This is a genomic window from Streptomyces sp. NPDC005955, assembly GCF_042871255.1.
Lineage (GTDB): Bacteria > Actinomycetota > Actinomycetes > Streptomycetales > Streptomycetaceae > Streptomyces.
Genome location: NZ_JBIAIF010000006.1, coordinates 237,417 through 252,705, shown reverse-complemented (window position 1 = coordinate 252,705; position 15,289 = coordinate 237,417). Strand labels below are relative to the sequence as shown.

The following is a 15,289-nucleotide window of genomic DNA, read 5'->3' as shown; positions in this document are numbered from 1 at the left end:
CCATATCCGACCGGGCGGCTCGCCGAAGCGCGTATCCCGTGAACAGGTGCCCGTAAACCACCCTTGGGGCGGTAGGCAGGGGGCCGACCGGGTGCGCGGGGCACCCCGCCCGCGTCACGTACGGTCACCTCGCGCACACGTGACGTCCGAGGGCGGTCGGGCACCGCCGACGGCAGGTACGAACACGCGGGCGACCCGCGGACACCCGAGCACGGGACGCGTGGGCCCGGAACGCGCGCACACGGGCAGGGACCGCGACGGACGAGGGAACAAGGGGAGTGCCGGGTGAGCCAGCCGGAGATGCAGCCCGAGGGGACGTCCGAGGGGAACACCCCGGACGACCGCGGCGGGGGCAGGGGCCTGCGGCCGGGCGATCTGGTGGGACGGCGGCTTCCGCACGGGGACTGGGGCGACCCCGCGGACCGGCTCGACGAGCTGTACCAGTGGGTGGAGCGCGGGGCGCTCGACATGGCCGAGTGGTACCTCGCGGACCGGGTGTGGAAACGGCGCTGCGCGCGGGCGCTGCGGGGCGGGGCGGCTGCGCTGGCGCTGATCGGCGTGGTGCTGCCGCTGGCCGACCCCGCGGGGACGGGGGGCCCGGTCGCCCGCTGGGGGTACCTGGCGCTGCTGCTCTCCGTCGCGTGCGTCGGGTGCGACCGGTTCTTCGGGCTGACCTCCGGGTGGATGCGGGACGTGGCCACCGCGCAGGCGGTGCAGCGCAGGCTCCAGGTGCTCCAGTTCGACTGGGCCTCCGAGTGCGTGCGGGAGGTGCTCGGGCCGGCGGAGGGGACCGCCTCGGAGGCGGTCGAACGGTGCCTGGGGGTGTTGCGGCGGTTCTCCGACGACGTGTTGGAGCTGGTGCGGGTCGAGACCGCGGACTGGATGGTGGAGTTTCGTGGGGGGCCCGCGCCGTTGGGGCTCCAGGTGGGTTCCGCGGGTGGGGGCGTCCGGGGGGACGCCCCCGTGCAGAGGGTTGCTCTTGCGCATCCGTCTGCTGGGGCGCGGCCCAACATGCCTCGGCAGCGGCCGCCTGAGCCCCGCTGAGGTTTGGTCCCGCGCAGTTCCCCGCGACCCCTTCCGGTGCGTCCTGCTCGGGGTGCGCTGCTCGGTGCGGGTGCGCGGTGGTTTTGCGCAGTTCCCCGCGCCCCTGATCGGGTGCGACCCGCTCGGGGTGCGCTGTCCCGTGCCGTGCGACCCGGGTTCGCGCAGTTCCCCGCGCCCCTATCGGGGCGCCCTGTGGATCGAATCGGTCGAAGCCCCGTCAGGGGCGCGGGGAACTGCGCGGGTGACCCACCACGGACCCGCAGGGGGCCACGGACCTGGTCAGGGGCGCGGGGAACTGCGCAGCACCGGAGCGCACGGTGCGGGACAGTGGACGGTGAGCGGGGCGTACCTTCAGCGCGGCGTGGCCGGAGGGGGGACCGCTGCGACCGCCGCGGGGAGGGGGTTGTGCGGGGCGCGGGCGAGGAGGGACGCGAGGTCCGGCGCCGTACCCGCGAGGAACCCGTGTCGGACGGCCGTCGCCAAAGACACGAGCATCGGCGGCTGGAACGGCAACAACCCCTCGGCCGAGAGGAGCCCACCCCGGTACGCCGCCAGGTCGACGTCCCGGAGGGGCACCCGAAGCCGCGCAGCGACATCCGCAGCGGTCACGGGCGCCCCGACGAGCTCGTACGTGCGCCCCGCGTGCAGCCCGGGCGCCGCCGCGACGACCGCCGCCGCCGCCGCGAGGTCCCCGCGGACGACCGCGGCCAACGCCCCTTCTCCGAAGGGGGAGTTCAGCGCCCCGTCGGCGGACCGCGTCAGCAGCGCACCGAACAGTTCGGCGTACAGCCCGTTGCGCAGCACGGTCCACGACAGACCGCTGTCCCGCAGCAACCGCTCGGTCACCCGGTGGGCCAACGCGAAGCCCAGGTGGTCGCCCGCACCGGTCAGGCTCGTGTAGACGACGTGCCGCACCCCGTCGCGCACCGCGGCGTCCAGGACGGCCCGGTGCCTCCGTACGACCCGGTCGTCCTCCGCGTACCCGGCGGAGACCAGGACCAGCGTGTCCACCCCGACGAGGTCGAGCCCGGCGGGGTCGTCGAAGTCGAGGCGCCGCATCCCCGCCCCCGGGGTACGGCTGCCCCCCGTGGCGGCCGCACCGCGCTGCTCCAGCGAGGCCAGTACCGCCGAGCCCAGGTTCCCGTTCGCCCCGGTCACCAGAATCATGTGCGCGCAGCCCTCCGTCGTGGTTCTCTTCGGTAACTGCAGTCGATCCTGCTGCGCCCGTCCACCGCCCACAAGGAGGCAGTTCGATGTCACCCACGCACACCGGAGTAACCACCGCGCCCCTGGAACCCTGCGGACGCGAGGAACACCAGGACTGCGGCATCCGCGACGTACTGGACCGCGTCGGCGACAAGTGGTCGGTCCTGGTGGTCGTCGAACTCGCCCAGGGCGTACGCCGGTTCAGGGAGCTCCAGCGGGCGATCGACGGCATCTCGCAGCGGATGCTCACCCTGACGGTGCGGCGGCTGGAGCGGGACGGGCTGGTCGTCCGCACCGTGCACGCGACCGTCCCGGCGCAGGTCGACTACCGACTGACGGATACCGGGGCGAGCCTGACCCACCTGGTCAAGGCGCTCGCCGACTGGTCGCTCACCCATCGCGGGGTCATTGCCGAGGCCCGGGGCCGGTACGACCGGGAACACCCGGACCACGACATCCGCTAGCTGAAGATGATCATCGAGCCCTGCGCGAGGCTACGGGTGGCCGCGGCGTGCAGGCCGAGCCACACGTGGCGTTCCCGGGCGAAGGGGTTGTCGTCGAGGGGCGCCGGGGCGGCGGGCTCCTCCAGCGCGGTGGGGCCGGCCGGGGGCAGCGGGGCCAGGGGCGGGTTGCGCGGGTCGATGCCGATGGCCGGGGCCACGTACTCCAGGTCCCGCAGCAGCCCCTGGGCGGAGCCCAACGGTCCGCCGCCGGCCAGGAGTTCGTCGTTGGAGAGCGGCTGCGGGAAGTCCAGCGGGACGTAGGCGCCGGCGTGGTCGTAGTGCCAGACGAGGTGCGACTGTTGGGCGGTCGCCTCGAACATCTCCAGGAGTTGTTCGTAGTCGCCCCCCAGCGCGTCCACGGGGGTCACCGCCAGCCCGCACAGTTGGAGCAGGTAGGCCCGGCGCAGGAAGTGCAGGGCGTCGTAGTCGAACCCGGCGACGGGGGCGACGTCCCCGGACAACCCCGGCATGTACGCGTACACCGGTACCGGGGGGAGCCCCGCCTCGGCCAGTGTCCGGTCGTAGAGCGCGAGTTCCTCGGCGAAGGGGTTGTCGGGACTGTGGCAGAGCACGTCGACGAGCGGGACCAGCCAGAGGTCACAGGCCAAGGGTGGGCTCTCCTTGCATTATCCGGCGGACAGGGCGGCTCGGGACGCACCGTGCGGTGCGCACCCTGGTCATCGGAAGGGTAGTGCGCACGGGCCGTTCCGGCTCCCGGTCGGTAGGGGCCGGTGCTCAGGAGGACGGCGGCGGCCCGGCGGCCAGCGACTCGATCAGCTCCAGCGCATGGGCGTTGTACGCGGCGAAGAGCGCACGGGAGGCCGCCTGGTCCCGGCCGGCCAGCGCGTCCACCAGGTCGGTGTGCGCGGCCCACAGCTTGCCCGCCAACTCCCCCTCGCGGCGCAGCAGCGGCACGGCACAACTCCAGGACTGCACGCGCAGCCGGTGCAGGAAGTCGGTGAGGTAGGGGTTGCCGAAGATGGCGCCGAGTTCGCGCCAGAACCTCAGGTCGTAGCCGATGAGGACGTTGAGGTCGCCGGCGAGCGCGGCCCGCCCGGCCTCCTCGCCGCGGCGGCGCACCCCGCACAGCGCTTCCTCGACCTCCGCGCTCCAGGCGGCGCCGGTCAGCCCGCGGAAGAGGGCGTCGGTGACGAGGGCACGGGCCTCGACCATGCCGCGGAAGTCCGCGAACGAGTACTCGTGGACCTGGAAGCCGCGGTGCTGCACGGCGTCGAGGAGCCCTTGCGCGGACAGGTCGACGAGCGCTTCGCGCACCGGGGTGGCGGACACCCCGTACTGCTCGGCGATCTCCTTGACGGTGAACTCCTGCCCCGGTTGGAGGCGGCCCGCGAGGACCTCGTCCCTCAGGGCGTCAGCGATCTGTTGGCGCAGCGTGCTCCTGGTCACGGCGGCGTTCGTCCCGGTGCCGTGACCTCTCGTACCGTCGCTGCTACCGGTTCCCGTGCCGGACATGTGCGCGTCCCTCCCCCGCGTGACGGGTGCGAAATCGCTCTGACGAGCGGAGGTAACCCTACGCGGTCGGCGGGCCCCCGGGCTCCCGGGGAACCCGCCGGTGTTCGGCCGGGTGTTCAGCCAGACGTCCGGCCGGGTGTCCGGCCGGGTGTCCGGCCGGGCGTCACGTCGTGTGCTCGTCGGCCACCGTCAGCGCGGCGTCCAGCGCGGCGAGCCCCTCCGCGGCCTCCTCGTCGGTGAGGTTGCAGGGCGGCACGACGTGGGTGCGGTTCATGTTGATGAACGGCCACAGTCCGTGGCGTTTGGCAGCGGCGCCGAACGCGGCCATGGGGGCGTTCGCCTCGCCGGTCGCGTTGTAGGGGACGAGCGGTTCGCGGGTGGCGCGGTCCCGGACCAGTTCGAGGGCCCAGAAGGCGCCGGTGCCGCGCACTTCGCCGACGCTGGGGTGGCGGGCGGCGAGGTCGGCGAGCCCGGGGCCGAGCACGTCGCGGCCGAGCCGGGCCGCGCTGCCGACGACGTCCTCGTCCTCCATCACCTCGATGGTGGCGACGGCCGCCGCGCAGGCCAGCGGGTGGCCGGAGTAGGTGAGGCCGCCGGGGTAGGGGCGGCGGGCGAAGGTGTCGGCGATCTCGGGCGAGATCGCGACGCCGCCGAGGGGTACGTAACCGGAGTTGACGCCCTTGGCGAAGGTCAGCAGGTCGGGGACGACGTCGAAGTGTTCGGCGGCGAACCACTTCCCGGTGCGACCGAAGCCGGCCATGACCTCGTCGAGGACGAGCACGACCCCGTACTCGTCGCACAGGGCGCGCACCCCGGCGAGGTAGCCGGGCGGCGGGGTCATGATGCCGGCGGTGCCGGGGATCGTCTCCAGGACGATCGCGGCGACGGTGCCCGGACCCTCGAAGGCGAGGGTGTCCGCGAGGTGCGCGAGGGCGCGGTCGCGCTCCTGCTCCTCGGTCTCGGAGTGGAACGGGGAGCGGTAGAGGAAGGGCGCCCAGAAGCGGACGACACCGGCGGAACCGTTGTCGGAGGGCCAACGGCGCGGGTCGCCGGTCAGGTTGATCGCCGCGGCGGTGGCCCCGTGGTACGAGCGGTACGCGGAGAGCACCTTGGGGCGCCCGGTGTGCAGCCGGGCCATCCGGACGGCGTTCTCGACGGCTTCGGCGCCGCCGTTGGTGAAGAAGATCCGGTCCAGGTCGCCGGGGGTGCGCTCGGCGATGAGGCGGGCCGCCTCGGAGCGGGCCTCGACGGCGAAGGCGGGCGCGAAGGTGGTGAGCCGGGCGGCCTGCTCCTGGATCGCGGCGACCACCCGGGGGTGCTGGTAGCCGATGTTGGTGAAGACGAGTCCGCTGGTGAAGTCGAGGTAACGGTTGCCCTCGTAGTCCCAGAAGTGCGCACCCCGGGCGCCCGCGACGGCGAGCGGGTCGATGAGTTCCTGCGCCGACCAGGAGTGGAACACGTGCGCCCGGTCGGCGGCCTTCACGGCGGCGCCCTTGGCGGGGTCGGGCTGCGGGGCTCCGGGGGTACCGGGCGCCTGAGGCGTCTGAGGGGTCTGAGGGGTCATGGCCGGAGCGTAGGCGGCGGGGCGCGGGGGACGGTATCGGCGCCTTGTACGGGTCTCGGGGCGTCGGGCGGACAGTTCGTCCAGTGGTCGCACGGTCGGGGGCGGGCGGGTGCGTCTTCGCAGGCGGGTGGGTATGTCTTCGCGGGCGGGTGGCGCGTGATCGGGGGCGGGCCGGTGGGCGTGTGATCGGGGGCGGGTGGCGGCTGGAGCTTGATTGACAGCATGCTGTCGTCATGACAGCATGCTCACATACAGCGCATCGTGCGCGGTCCGAACTGGAGGTCGTCATGACCGGTCCGCAGACCACCCCCCGCCAGCCCGTGCACCTCGCCGTCTACGACACGTTCGCCGACTGGGAGACCGGGCACGCCACCGCGTTCCTCGCCCGCGGCGGCTACGAGGTCCGTACCGTCGGCGCCACCCGCTCCGCGGTCACCAGCATCGGCGGGCTCCGCGTGCAGCCCGACCTCGCGCTCGACGGACTCGACCCCGCGGACGCCGCACTGCTGATCCTCCCGGGCGCCGACCGCTGGGACACCGGCGACGAACTCGCCCCCTTCGCCGGGGCGGCGCGCGCCTTCCTCGACGCCGGGGTGCCGGTCGCCGCGATCTGCGGCGCCACCGCCGGGCTCGCCCGCGCGGGCCTGCTCGACGACCGCGAGCACACCAGCGCCGCGGCGCCCTACCTGGCGGCCACCGGTTACGGGGGCGCCGCGCGGTACGTGGAGCGGGACGCCGTCACCGACCGCGGGCTGATCACCGCCGGGCCCACCGAGCCGGTCGCCTTCGCCCGTGAGGTGCTGGGCCTGCTGGGCGTCTTCGAGGGCGAGCTGTTGGACGCCTGGTACCGGCTGTTCCACCACTCGGACCCGGCCGCGTACGCGCAGCTCAGCGCGGCCGACGGCGATGAGTGAGCGCGAGGGCGGGGCGACCGGGGCCACCGGGGAGGACGGTCTGACCTCTCGGGAGCGGCGGGACCTGCTCAGCGCCACCGCCCTCGGCGTCTTCCGGCTGAACGGCCAGTTCCTCGCCGTCTCCGACGAGCTGGCCGCCCCGGCCGGGCTGTCGGCGGCCCGCTGGCAGGTGCTGGGCGCGGTGCTGCACGAGCCGTTGCCGGTCGCCGGCATCGCCCGGGCCATGGGCATCACCCGGCAGAGCGTGCAGCGGGTCGCCGACGTGCTCGCAGGTCAGGGGCTCGCCGAGTACGTGCCCAACCCGGCCCATCGGCGCGCCAAGCTGCTGCGGCCCACCGCGGCGGGACGGGCGGCGGTCGCCCTCATCGGTCCCGGGCACGCGCGTCTCGCGCAGCGGCTGGCCGCCGAGCTCGGGGACGAGGAGTTCGCCGCGACCGTCCGGGCCGTGGAACGGCTGTCCGCGGCGCTGGACCGGATCGCCCGGGACGCGCCCGGAGACGGTGACTCCCGGGACGCGCCCGCACCGGCGGACGGTGCGCCCGCGGACGGCGACTGACGCGCAGGCGGATGCGGTGCGGTGGGGACGGGCGCGGCGGAGTGGGCTGGGGTGGGGCGGGGTCAGTGGAGCTTGCCCAGGCCCCGCTGGAGGTCCTCGGCGTTCATGATCGGCAGGACCTCCACCTCCGCGCCCAGGTCCGTCAGGAACGGCTCCCCCAACGGCACCAGGTCGGAGCTGTCCGCCATGTCCAGGACCATCAGACAGGTCCGCCGGCCGCCCATCGGCAGGAAGTACGCCGCCTCGGGCTTCAGCTCGTCCATCGTCTGCTGGATCATCTCGGACAGCTTCCCGTTGCGCCGGAGCTCGTTGGTCTTCTCGGTGTCCAAAGTGGCCCGGAGCATCACACGCATCGCTCTCACCTCGGCAAACGGCCGTAGAACCGTTGGAACGCTGCCCCCCTTGCACGGTCCAGCCTATTCCGGAAAACGCAACACGCCCCATGATCGATCAGTGACCGATCACGGGGCGCGTCAGCTACACGGCCGCTCGGCCGTGCTCAGCTTATCGGCCGTGCTCAGAGGAACGAGTTGATCTCGATCGTCTGGGTCCGGCCCGGGCCGACGCCGATCGCGGAGATCGGAGCGCCCGACATCTCCTCCAGCGCCTTGACGTACGCCTGCGCGTTCTTCGGCAGGTCGGCGAACGTCTTGGCCTCGGTGATGTCCTCGGTCCACCCGGGCAGGTTCTCGTAGATCGGCTTCGCGTGGTGGAAGTCCGTCTGCGAGTACGGCAGCTCCTCGACGCGCTTGCCGTCGATCTCGTACGCGACGCAGACCGGGATCTGCTCCCAGCCGGTGAGCACGTCCAGCTTGGTGAGGAAGAAGTCCGTCAGACCGTTGACCCGGGTCGCGTAACGCGCGATCGGCGCGTCGAACCAGCCGCAGCGACGGTCCCGGCCGGTGGTCACGCCGCGCTCGCCGCCGATGCGCCGCAGCGCCTCGCCGTCCGCGTCGAACAGCTCGGTCGGGAACGGACCGGCGCCGACCCGCGTGGTGTACGCCTTCAGGATGCCGATCACCCGGCTGATCCGGGTCGGACCCACACCGGAACCCGTGCAGGCGCCGCCCGCGGTCGGGTTGGACGAGGTCACGAAGGGGTACGTGCCGTGGTCGATGTCCAGGAGGGTGCCCTGGCCGCCCTCGAACAGGACGACCTTGTCCTCGTCCAGCGCCTGGTTCAGGATCAGCGTGGTGTCGGCGACGTAGCCCTTGATCTGCTCCGCGTAGCCGAGCAGCTCCTCCACGACCTGGCTGACGGCGATCGCGCGGCGGTTGTACAGCTTCGCGAGCACCTGGTTCTTGAAGTCGAGCGACGCCTCCACCTTCTGGGTGAGGATCGACTCGTCGTACAGGTCCTGGACCCGGATGCCCACGCGGTTGATCTTGTCCGCGTACGTCGGGCCGATACCGCGTCCGGTCGTGCCGATCTTGCGCTTGCCGAGGAAACGTTCCGTGACCTTGTCGACGGTGACGCTGTACGGCGTGATGATGTGTGCGTTTCCGCTGAGCAGCAGCTTGGACGTGTCGACACCGCGGTCGTTCAGGCCGCTCAGCTCGGAGAGCAGGACCGACGGGTCCACGACGACACCGTTGCCGATGACGGGAACACAGTCCGGTGAGAGGATTCCGGAGGGGAGCAGGTGGAGCGCATACTTCTGGTCGCCGACGACGACCGTGTGGCCGGCGTTGTTGCCGCCCTGGTAGCGCACCACGTAGTCCACCGAGCCACCGAGCAGGTCGGTGGCCTTCCCCTTGCCCTCATCACCCCACTGAGCACCGAGCAGCACAAGTGCGGGCACAGGCGTACACCCCTTCCGGGCGGGGCATGTCCAGGGTCAGGGGCGTACGTGTCGCACACCCCGGCGACCCTCGTCGGCCGCACACCCGTCGGACCGGTGCCCCGGAATAGACGAAGCCCCTGGCGCAATAGCGCAAGGGGCTCTTGCACAAAGATGCTACCCGAGGAAGCGAGGCAGGACCGAGGTGTCGGTTTCCGACCAGCTGCTGGTCCTCGTCGATCCGGTCGCCCGGCGCCACGACGGGGAGTCGGTCCGGATCGCGAAAGACGTGCTCAGCGCGGGTGCGGGCCTGAAAGTGTGCCTGCCGAACAACCCCGAAGAATTCGCCCGATCCCTGGCCAGACGCGGCAATCGTCGCCTCGTCGTGATCGGCGACGACCACGCTCTGCTACGGACCGTGACCCTGCTGCACCGGGAACGGGTGCTGGCCACGACCGTGCTGTCCCTCGTCCCCATCGGGCACGAAGTCTCGCTCGCCAAGTCGCTGGGCGTGCCCACCGAGGCGGTCGGCGCGGCGCGCGCGGTGCTGGAGGGGGCCGGGCGCCGGCTCGACCTGCTGGTGGACGACAGCGACGGCGTGGTCCTCGGCGGGCTCCGCATTCCGTGCGGCGACGGGACGCCCGCGGTGGCGGCCGGCGGCGGACCGCTGCGGGCCCTCCTGGCGCGGGTGCGGGGCGGCGGCGCCGGCGTGTGGGGTGCGGGGACCCCGGTGGCGCGGGCACGCGGTCGGGGTCAGGACCGGGTACGGGGGCGGGTGCGGGTCGAGGTGGACGGGCGGACCGTGGTGGACCTCGGGGAGGTCGTCGAGTCGGTCGGGGTGACGCCGGGTGCGGGCGGGCTGTGCGAGGTGGAGGTGCGGTGGGCCGATGCGGGGGTGGGGGCGCGGGTGCGGAGGGCTCGGGGGCGGGTGGTGAGTGTGTCCGGGGCGGACTTCCGGTACTACGTCGACGCGGTGGCCTCCGGCCCGGTTCGGCGGCGGACCTGGAGCTGTCGGCCGGGTGGGTGGAGTCTGACGTTGCCTGGGGGGTGAGGGGGGCTTGGGGGGCTTGGGGGTGAGGGGTCGGCGGGGCGCGTGGGGGTCCGTGGGGCTCGGGGGTGCCTGCGGTTCGGGGTGCCTGGGGCTCGGGTTCCGGGTTGCTCTTTCGGTGGGCCGTCCGGTGCGGCGACTTGGCGGATGGGATCCCCGCGGGGGCGGGGAGCAGCGGAAGCCAGTGCGAGTGCTGGGTGCAGGGTCGGGTCCATCCCCGCGTGCGCGGGGAGCAGTTCCCTCCGCTTCCGCCTCCCTCGAACGTCGAGGGTCCATCCCCGCGTGCGCGGGGAGCAGGCCGTTCAGCAGCCGGAGCCGGCCCGGGCCGTGGGTCCATCCCCGCGTGCGCGGGGAGCAGGTCGTCATCGCCCTCACCCTCGTCGTCCTCGCGGGTCCATCCCCGCGTGCGCGGGGAGCAGGCCGCCCAGGAAGTGGGCATGACCACCAGGGAGGGTCCATCCCCGCGTGCGCGGGGAGCGGGCCCACCCGGGCCGCCTGATGGTCAACAACAAGGGTCCATCCCCGCGTGCGCGGGGAGCAGATCGCGACCCGGGCGCGGTCGGCGATCCCGCGGGGTCCATCCCCGCGTGCGCGGGGAGCAGGTCGAGGAGGGCCGGGCGAGCCACAGCTACCGGGGTCCATCCCCGCGTGCGCGGGGAGCAGGGCTGCCGCGTCGTCCCAGGAGTAGCCCGGGAGGGTCCATCCCCGCGTGCGCGGGGAGCAGAGGAGCTGACCTGCGACGTTAGCCGGCCGAAGGGCCGTTTTCATTAACAAGTCGAGAATCCGACCAGTCACCCAAAGCAGCTGAAAAGGTGAGCACGAGTTTCGCCTGCTGCACTTGTGAATCCTCCCTCTGTCGAGACGCTTCTGCGCAGGGTCAAAGTATGGCGGCTGTCTAGCGGTTGGTGCCCCGTCGGGCGCGGTTCTGGGTGCGGCAGGGGCACGGGCAAGGCAGAGGTCGGTCGCGTAGGTGGAGTCGTACACGGCCCCGGTGGAACACAGGGCTGGTGGGGGTCCAGAGGTGGCAGGTGTGTTCGGGTAGGCCGAAGATGCGGGCCTTCAGGCAGGGGGCGCAGGGTGTGGTGGCGGGGATGCAGTGGTGGTGGAAGTGGAGGGTGGTGCCGGGTCCGGAGTCGGAGTAGCTGAGTAGGTGGGTGCGGCGCTGCCAGGGGCGGATGGGTTGTTGGCAGCGGGCGCAGTGGAGGCGGGTGCGGCGCATGGGTGTCCCTTGGGTGACGGACGGAGGGTTCGGCGGCTGGATGAGGGACGGCCGGCATAGGGAGAAACCGGCGAGGGACCGCGGGCGAAAGGACCTGTCCGGACGGTTCAGGAGGGCGACAGCTCGGGAGCGGGGAGCGTGCCGCACAAGGGGCAGCGAGGCGTGCAACCCGCGCAAGGACATAAGGGGCCTGCGCAGCCACGGAGTACACGGCGTCACCCACCAACTCACGCCTGTGCGGGCGAAGATCAGCGTTGAAGTCCTGGTCCGCGCAGGCAGAGGGACGAGCAGCATCATTCGCGCTGGACAGCAGGGTGCACGCAGCAGGGTTGGGTCCACCCGCAAACAAGTGCCACCCGACATACGGCAGGCGACTGCCAGGGCCTCTCGAACGTTGGTCGCCGATGGCGGACGAACCCTGCGCGGCTCAGAAGATCGGTGGTCTCCCCGCGCGGGTGAGCCGCGCGACCGTACGCCAGCTCATCGGTACTCGCTCTCCCTGACCACCCCGGAGCCCCTCTCTGAATCCGACGACGGAGAACCTAAGGGCAGCCCTGTCCCGAGTTCTCCAGAGAGTGAGAAGCGCCCAGGTGATGAGGTTGAGTGGCACGAGGGGACAGGGAAGGTTCCGGCGAGCGAGCCACACCCTGTTGCGGACGTTGAGCCGGTAGAAGGTGGCATGCCGTGCCGGGTCGGTCGCCGGGTGGTGGACGGTGATCTCAGGCAGGTAGCGGCCGGTGTATCCGTGGTTCCAGAGCCGCCACGCAAGATCGATGCCTTCGTGGAACAGGAAGAAGTGACCGGGCCATCCCCCGGCTGTGTCGAAGGCCGAGCGTCGGATCATGACGACGCCTTCGGCCATCACGGTCACGATGCCTGGCCTGGCAGGGTCCGAGGCACGAAGGCGAGGTACCCAACGGCGCAGGGTGACACCGCTGTCGGGGTCAGTGATGCGGGGTTGTGCGTACGCGAGGGCATGGTCGCGGCGGAGTTCAGCTGCCAGCCGGGCCAGGGCGTCGGTGGTCGGCAAGACGGCGTCGTTGTCGAAGAAGAACAGGTAGTCGCCCGTGACGTTCGCGGCTCCGACGTTTCGGCCCTCGGGGATACCGACGTTCTCGGTCAGAGTGACAGTTCGTACGCCGGGTGGTACCTGCTCGGGCACGCAACCGTTGCCGACCACGACGACGTCCAGGCTGATGCCTTGCTGCGCGAGCAGCGAGGCCATGGCCCGGGGGAACTCCTCGGGTCGGTCGTTCATGGTCAGGACCACGGCGCCGACGGTAGGTCGGTTTGCGCCAGTGCTCACGAGGTGGGTCCTTTGCTGATCGGGCGTGGGCACGCAGGCCCGTCATCGCCGCGTCACCGTGCGGAGGCGGCCTACCTTAGCCTCGACGCCGGAGGCTGTGAGTCGGTACGGAGGGTGCTCAGGACAGCTTCCAACGCGATGTGCAGGGCGTTCCGGATGCCGGGGTGGTCCTGGCGAGGGCGGCGGTCGAGCAGGGAGTCGGCGACGACGAAGACTGCTGCCGCCTCGATGCTGCGGTGCTCAGCAACCGCGAAGACACCGGCAGCCTCCATGTCAGCGGTCAAGACGCCGAGTCTGCTGTATCCGGCGATCTCAGCAGCAGTTTCCCGGTAGGGGGCATCTGTGGTCCACCCGGACCCCAGTCGGAGCGGGATCTCCAAGGTGCGAAGGCTGTCGACGAGACGGCCCGTCAGGTCCGACGACGGGGAAATGTGCGCCTGGGGTGGCAAGTAGTGGTAAGAAACTCCTTCATCCCGCAAGGCACTGTCGCATACGACCAGGTCGCCGGGACGTAGATCCGCGCGGAGTGAAGCAGCGGTGCCGATGGTGATGACACGCCGGGCGCCCAGGGCGACGAGTTGTTCCAGGACCAGGGCCGCCGCCGGGGCCCCGGGGCCGAAGCCTCCACAAATGCCCACCTCACCGCCCGGGTGGGAAAGGACGCGCAGATCGGCCCGTACCCAATCCAGGCGGCGGGCAAAGTAGCGGGAGGCAGCGTGGTCGATCATGTGCGTCTGGTAGACCAGAATTACCCCGCCGAGGTCGTCCAGCGTGGCCGTCGGCTCCCGTTCGCGAACGTAGGCGGCATGTTCAGCCGGATCGGGCACCGTGGGCAGGGCGTGTTTGCCCGGATGAAGCGGCAGGCGCCCTTTCACTTCTGACCCTCCCGTGTAGCGAGGGCAGCTGCGAACTCCCGTTCGGCGGCCTCGTTGACGTGATTGACCGTGTGCCACGGGAGTACGGGGTCGTCCATGTACCGCAGATGGCGGTCGTAGTCCAAGCCCCGTTTGACCAGTGCGTCCCGCAGCTGGTTCTTGCTCAAGGTCCCCAGATCGGTTCCGGCGTCGTACAGGTCCTCCAGGACGTGGCCGATGCGCCGGTCCCCGCGCGAGCAGACAACTTCGAGGTGCATCCGGCTCGTCTCGCCGTAGAGCACGCGATAGTGCTGCTCGTACTCCGCTTCACCGACCAACTCACGCAATCGCTCGCCGATCTGGTCACCGTAGGTCTTGACCACGTCGGGGTCGGTCATTCGCAGGCGCTGGCTCGGGGTGCCGGGCTTGGGCATGAACTGGTGGAGCTTCACGATCACGGTGCCGTCCGGGTGGCCGAGCCTGACCCGGACGGCATGGGCGTAGTCGGCGATGGCAAGACGGTCGGCCGGGCGTTCGCCGGGTGCCCCGACGATGAAGTACAGCATGATCGTGTTGACGTGTTCGCTCTGTCGGCACAGATCGACCGCCTTGTTCACACGTTCGCGTTTCTGGGTCTTGCCATAAAGGGCGACGAGGTCGGAGGCAGCCCATTCAGGGGCGATGGTGATGATGCCTCGGGCACGGGCCAAGTTCAGCTCGGTGAACAAGTGGCCAAATTCACCGAGTTCGGTAACGGCTTCGAGGTAGTCGGCGTTGATCTCGTCGGCGCGGATGGAGCCGATGATCGTCGTGACCTTCTCCCCCTCGGCCGCCGCCCGGTCGGCGTAGGCACGGATGTGCTCCAGAAGAGCCCGACGGTGCTTGTACTGGGTGAACGTCGGTGCGCTGATGATGATCTGCCGAACACGGTGATGTTCAAGGCGGTCAATGTAGTCGGTGAGGAGGCTGAGGGGCGTCTGTCGAAAATCGGGTACACCGAGGTTGCAGAAGCCACAGGTGTGTTGGCACCCGAGGACGGGATGGATTCCAGCAGCAGTGCCATCGGTGATGGGGTAGCAGAAGTGGGCCGGGTGCAGGTCGGCAACAGTGAGGTACTGGGCGCGGACGGCCGCGGGGACGGTGCGCTTACGGGGTCGGATCGCGCTCACCCCGCCGCCGGGGAGAAAGTCGCACGCGTACATCGAGGGCACGTACAGGCCGGGGACACGCGCGAGTCGCTCGTGGAGCGAAGCCTCCCCGCCGTGATTGGTGCGGTGGGCATGGATGATGCGGAGTAGTTCGGGAAGGGAATGTTCGGCTTCGCCGAGGGCCACGACGTCCAGGTAGTCAGCCAGGGGTTCGGGATCGGCCAGGCCGCTGTTCCCTCCGACTACCAAGGGGTGGACGCCGAGGGTGCGATCGGTGGTTCGGCGGGGGATTCCTGCGAGGTCCAGGAGACGAAGCACGCTATGGAGGTCGCCGGAGTTGACGACAGAGATGCCCACGACGTCGGCTTCTCCAACCGGGGCAGCCGATTCGATGCTGCGGTACGGCTCGCCATCGGGAGTGGTGAGTCGATTCCCCTCTCGGACCAGGCATTCGTACTGGATGGCACGCTCCGCGATCGCGGGAACTCGGGGGGTGCGGTTGATGAGGTCGTACAGGCTCATCGGCCCGTTGCACATCAAGCTGTACGCATGCCCGAAAGGCATGAGAAACACCATGCGTAGCAGTCCGGTGGGGTCCTTGGGCGGGTAGGGGTCGGCGACGGAGATCTCTCGCGACCGAATGTCGTCAGTTTCTTCCTGAAGCAGAGACATGA

The 15,289-nt window shown here is 71.0% G+C and carries 14 protein-coding genes and 1 CRISPR repeat array; of the genes, 5 read left to right on the top strand and 9 right to left on the bottom strand.

The genetic code is table 11. The annotated features are described in order from the left end of the window. Positions 1 to 285 precede the first annotated feature (285 nt). On the top strand, positions 286 to 1,044 hold the full coding sequence (locus ACFYOU_RS17520; protein ID WP_385484686.1) for an SLATT domain-containing protein: 759 nt from the start codon (positions 286 to 288) through the stop codon (positions 1,042 to 1,044). A gap of 351 nt (positions 1,045 to 1,395) precedes the next feature. Here the strand turns inward: ACFYOU_RS17520 and ACFYOU_RS17515 are convergent, their stop codons facing one another. Beyond that, entirely contained in the window at positions 1,396 to 2,211 is an 816-nt protein-coding gene (locus ACFYOU_RS17515) for an NAD(P)H-binding protein (protein WP_391306608.1), read from the bottom strand. Positions 2,212 to 2,297: 86 nt separating this feature from the next. Here ACFYOU_RS17515 and ACFYOU_RS17510 point away from each other — a divergent pair, with 86 nt between their 5' ends. Continuing rightward, positions 2,298 to 2,714 (top strand): winged helix-turn-helix transcriptional regulator, encoded by a 417-nt coding sequence (locus ACFYOU_RS17510; RefSeq protein ID WP_385484691.1) that lies wholly within the window; start codon positions 2,298 to 2,300, stop codon positions 2,712 to 2,714. Here the strand turns inward: ACFYOU_RS17510 and ACFYOU_RS17505 are convergent. The 3 genes from ACFYOU_RS17505 to ACFYOU_RS17495 all read right to left on the bottom strand — a co-directional run bounded on the left by ACFYOU_RS17505 (position 2,711) and on the right by ACFYOU_RS17495 (position 5,790). Continuing rightward, the gene (locus tag ACFYOU_RS17505; protein ID WP_385484694.1) at positions 2,711 to 3,361 is read right to left on the bottom strand and encodes a hypothetical protein; all 651 of its coding nucleotides are present in this window, start codon (positions 3,359 to 3,361) and stop codon (positions 2,711 to 2,713) included. The two genes, ACFYOU_RS17510 and ACFYOU_RS17505, sit on opposite strands and share 4 nt — an antisense overlap. Positions 3,362 to 3,488: 127 nt before the next feature. Then, positions 3,489 to 4,226: a GntR family transcriptional regulator gene (locus ACFYOU_RS17500; protein WP_385484697.1), complete on the bottom strand. Its 738-nt coding sequence runs from the start codon at positions 4,224 to 4,226 to the stop codon at positions 3,489 to 3,491. Between the two features lie 163 nt (positions 4,227 to 4,389). Next, the gene (locus tag ACFYOU_RS17495) at positions 4,390 to 5,790 is read right to left on the bottom strand and encodes an aminotransferase class III-fold pyridoxal phosphate-dependent enzyme (RefSeq protein WP_391306606.1); all 1,401 of its coding nucleotides are present in this window, start codon (positions 5,788 to 5,790) and stop codon (positions 4,390 to 4,392) included. 287 nt (positions 5,791 to 6,077) lie between these two features. Between ACFYOU_RS17495 and ACFYOU_RS17490 the strand changes: the two genes are divergently transcribed. Together ACFYOU_RS17490 and ACFYOU_RS17485 are read left to right on the top strand one after the other, a co-directional pair. Continuing rightward, the gene (locus ACFYOU_RS17490; RefSeq protein ID WP_391306604.1) at positions 6,078 to 6,704 is read left to right on the top strand and encodes a DJ-1/PfpI family protein; all 627 of its coding nucleotides are present in this window, start codon (positions 6,078 to 6,080) and stop codon (positions 6,702 to 6,704) included. After that, a complete protein-coding gene (locus tag ACFYOU_RS17485; RefSeq protein ID WP_391306603.1) occupies positions 6,697 to 7,260 on the top strand; it encodes a MarR family transcriptional regulator in 564 nt (187 codons plus the stop codon). Before ACFYOU_RS17490 ends, ACFYOU_RS17485 begins: the two co-directional genes overlap by 8 nt. A gap of 62 nt (positions 7,261 to 7,322) precedes the next feature. Here ACFYOU_RS17485 and ACFYOU_RS17480 read toward each other — a convergent pair whose 3' ends face one another. After that, positions 7,323 to 7,613, bottom strand: a complete 291-nt coding sequence (locus ACFYOU_RS17480; protein WP_385484711.1) for a hypothetical protein — start codon at positions 7,611 to 7,613, stop codon at positions 7,323 to 7,325. Between the two features lie 164 nt (positions 7,614 to 7,777). Continuing rightward, positions 7,778 to 9,061: an adenylosuccinate synthase gene (locus ACFYOU_RS17475; protein ID WP_387003444.1), complete on the bottom strand. Its 1,284-nt coding sequence runs from the start codon at positions 9,059 to 9,061 to the stop codon at positions 7,778 to 7,780. A 184-nt stretch (positions 9,062 to 9,245) separates the two neighbouring features. Between ACFYOU_RS17475 and ACFYOU_RS17470 the strand changes: the two genes are divergently transcribed. Next, the gene (locus ACFYOU_RS17470; RefSeq protein ID WP_391306601.1) at positions 9,246 to 10,091 is read left to right on the top strand and encodes a diacylglycerol kinase; all 846 of its coding nucleotides are present in this window, start codon (positions 9,246 to 9,248) and stop codon (positions 10,089 to 10,091) included. A gap of 143 nt (positions 10,092 to 10,234) precedes the next feature. Then, positions 10,235 to 10,812: direct repeats of the CRISPR family, unit length 29 nt; unit sequence GGGTCCATCCCCGCGTGCGCGGGGAGCAG. Between the two features lie 922 nt (positions 10,813 to 11,734). Here the strand turns inward: ACFYOU_RS17470 and ACFYOU_RS17465 are convergent. The 3 genes from ACFYOU_RS17465 to ACFYOU_RS17455 form a co-directional block, all read right to left on the bottom strand. After that, entirely contained in the window at positions 11,735 to 12,613 is an 879-nt protein-coding gene (locus ACFYOU_RS17465; RefSeq protein WP_391306599.1) for a glycosyltransferase, read from the bottom strand. Positions 12,614 to 12,684: 71 nt separating this feature from the next. Next, positions 12,685 to 13,488: a nucleoside phosphorylase gene (locus ACFYOU_RS17460; protein WP_391306597.1), complete on the bottom strand. Its 804-nt coding sequence runs from the start codon at positions 13,486 to 13,488 to the stop codon at positions 12,685 to 12,687. After that, positions 13,485 to 15,287 carry a radical SAM protein gene (locus ACFYOU_RS17455; RefSeq protein WP_391306595.1) on the bottom strand — a complete coding sequence of 601 codons (1,803 nt, stop codon included), beginning with the start codon at positions 15,285 to 15,287 and terminating at the stop codon, positions 13,485 to 13,487. Before ACFYOU_RS17455 ends, ACFYOU_RS17460 begins: the two co-directional genes overlap by 4 nt. Positions 15,288 to 15,289: the final 2 nt, after the last annotated feature.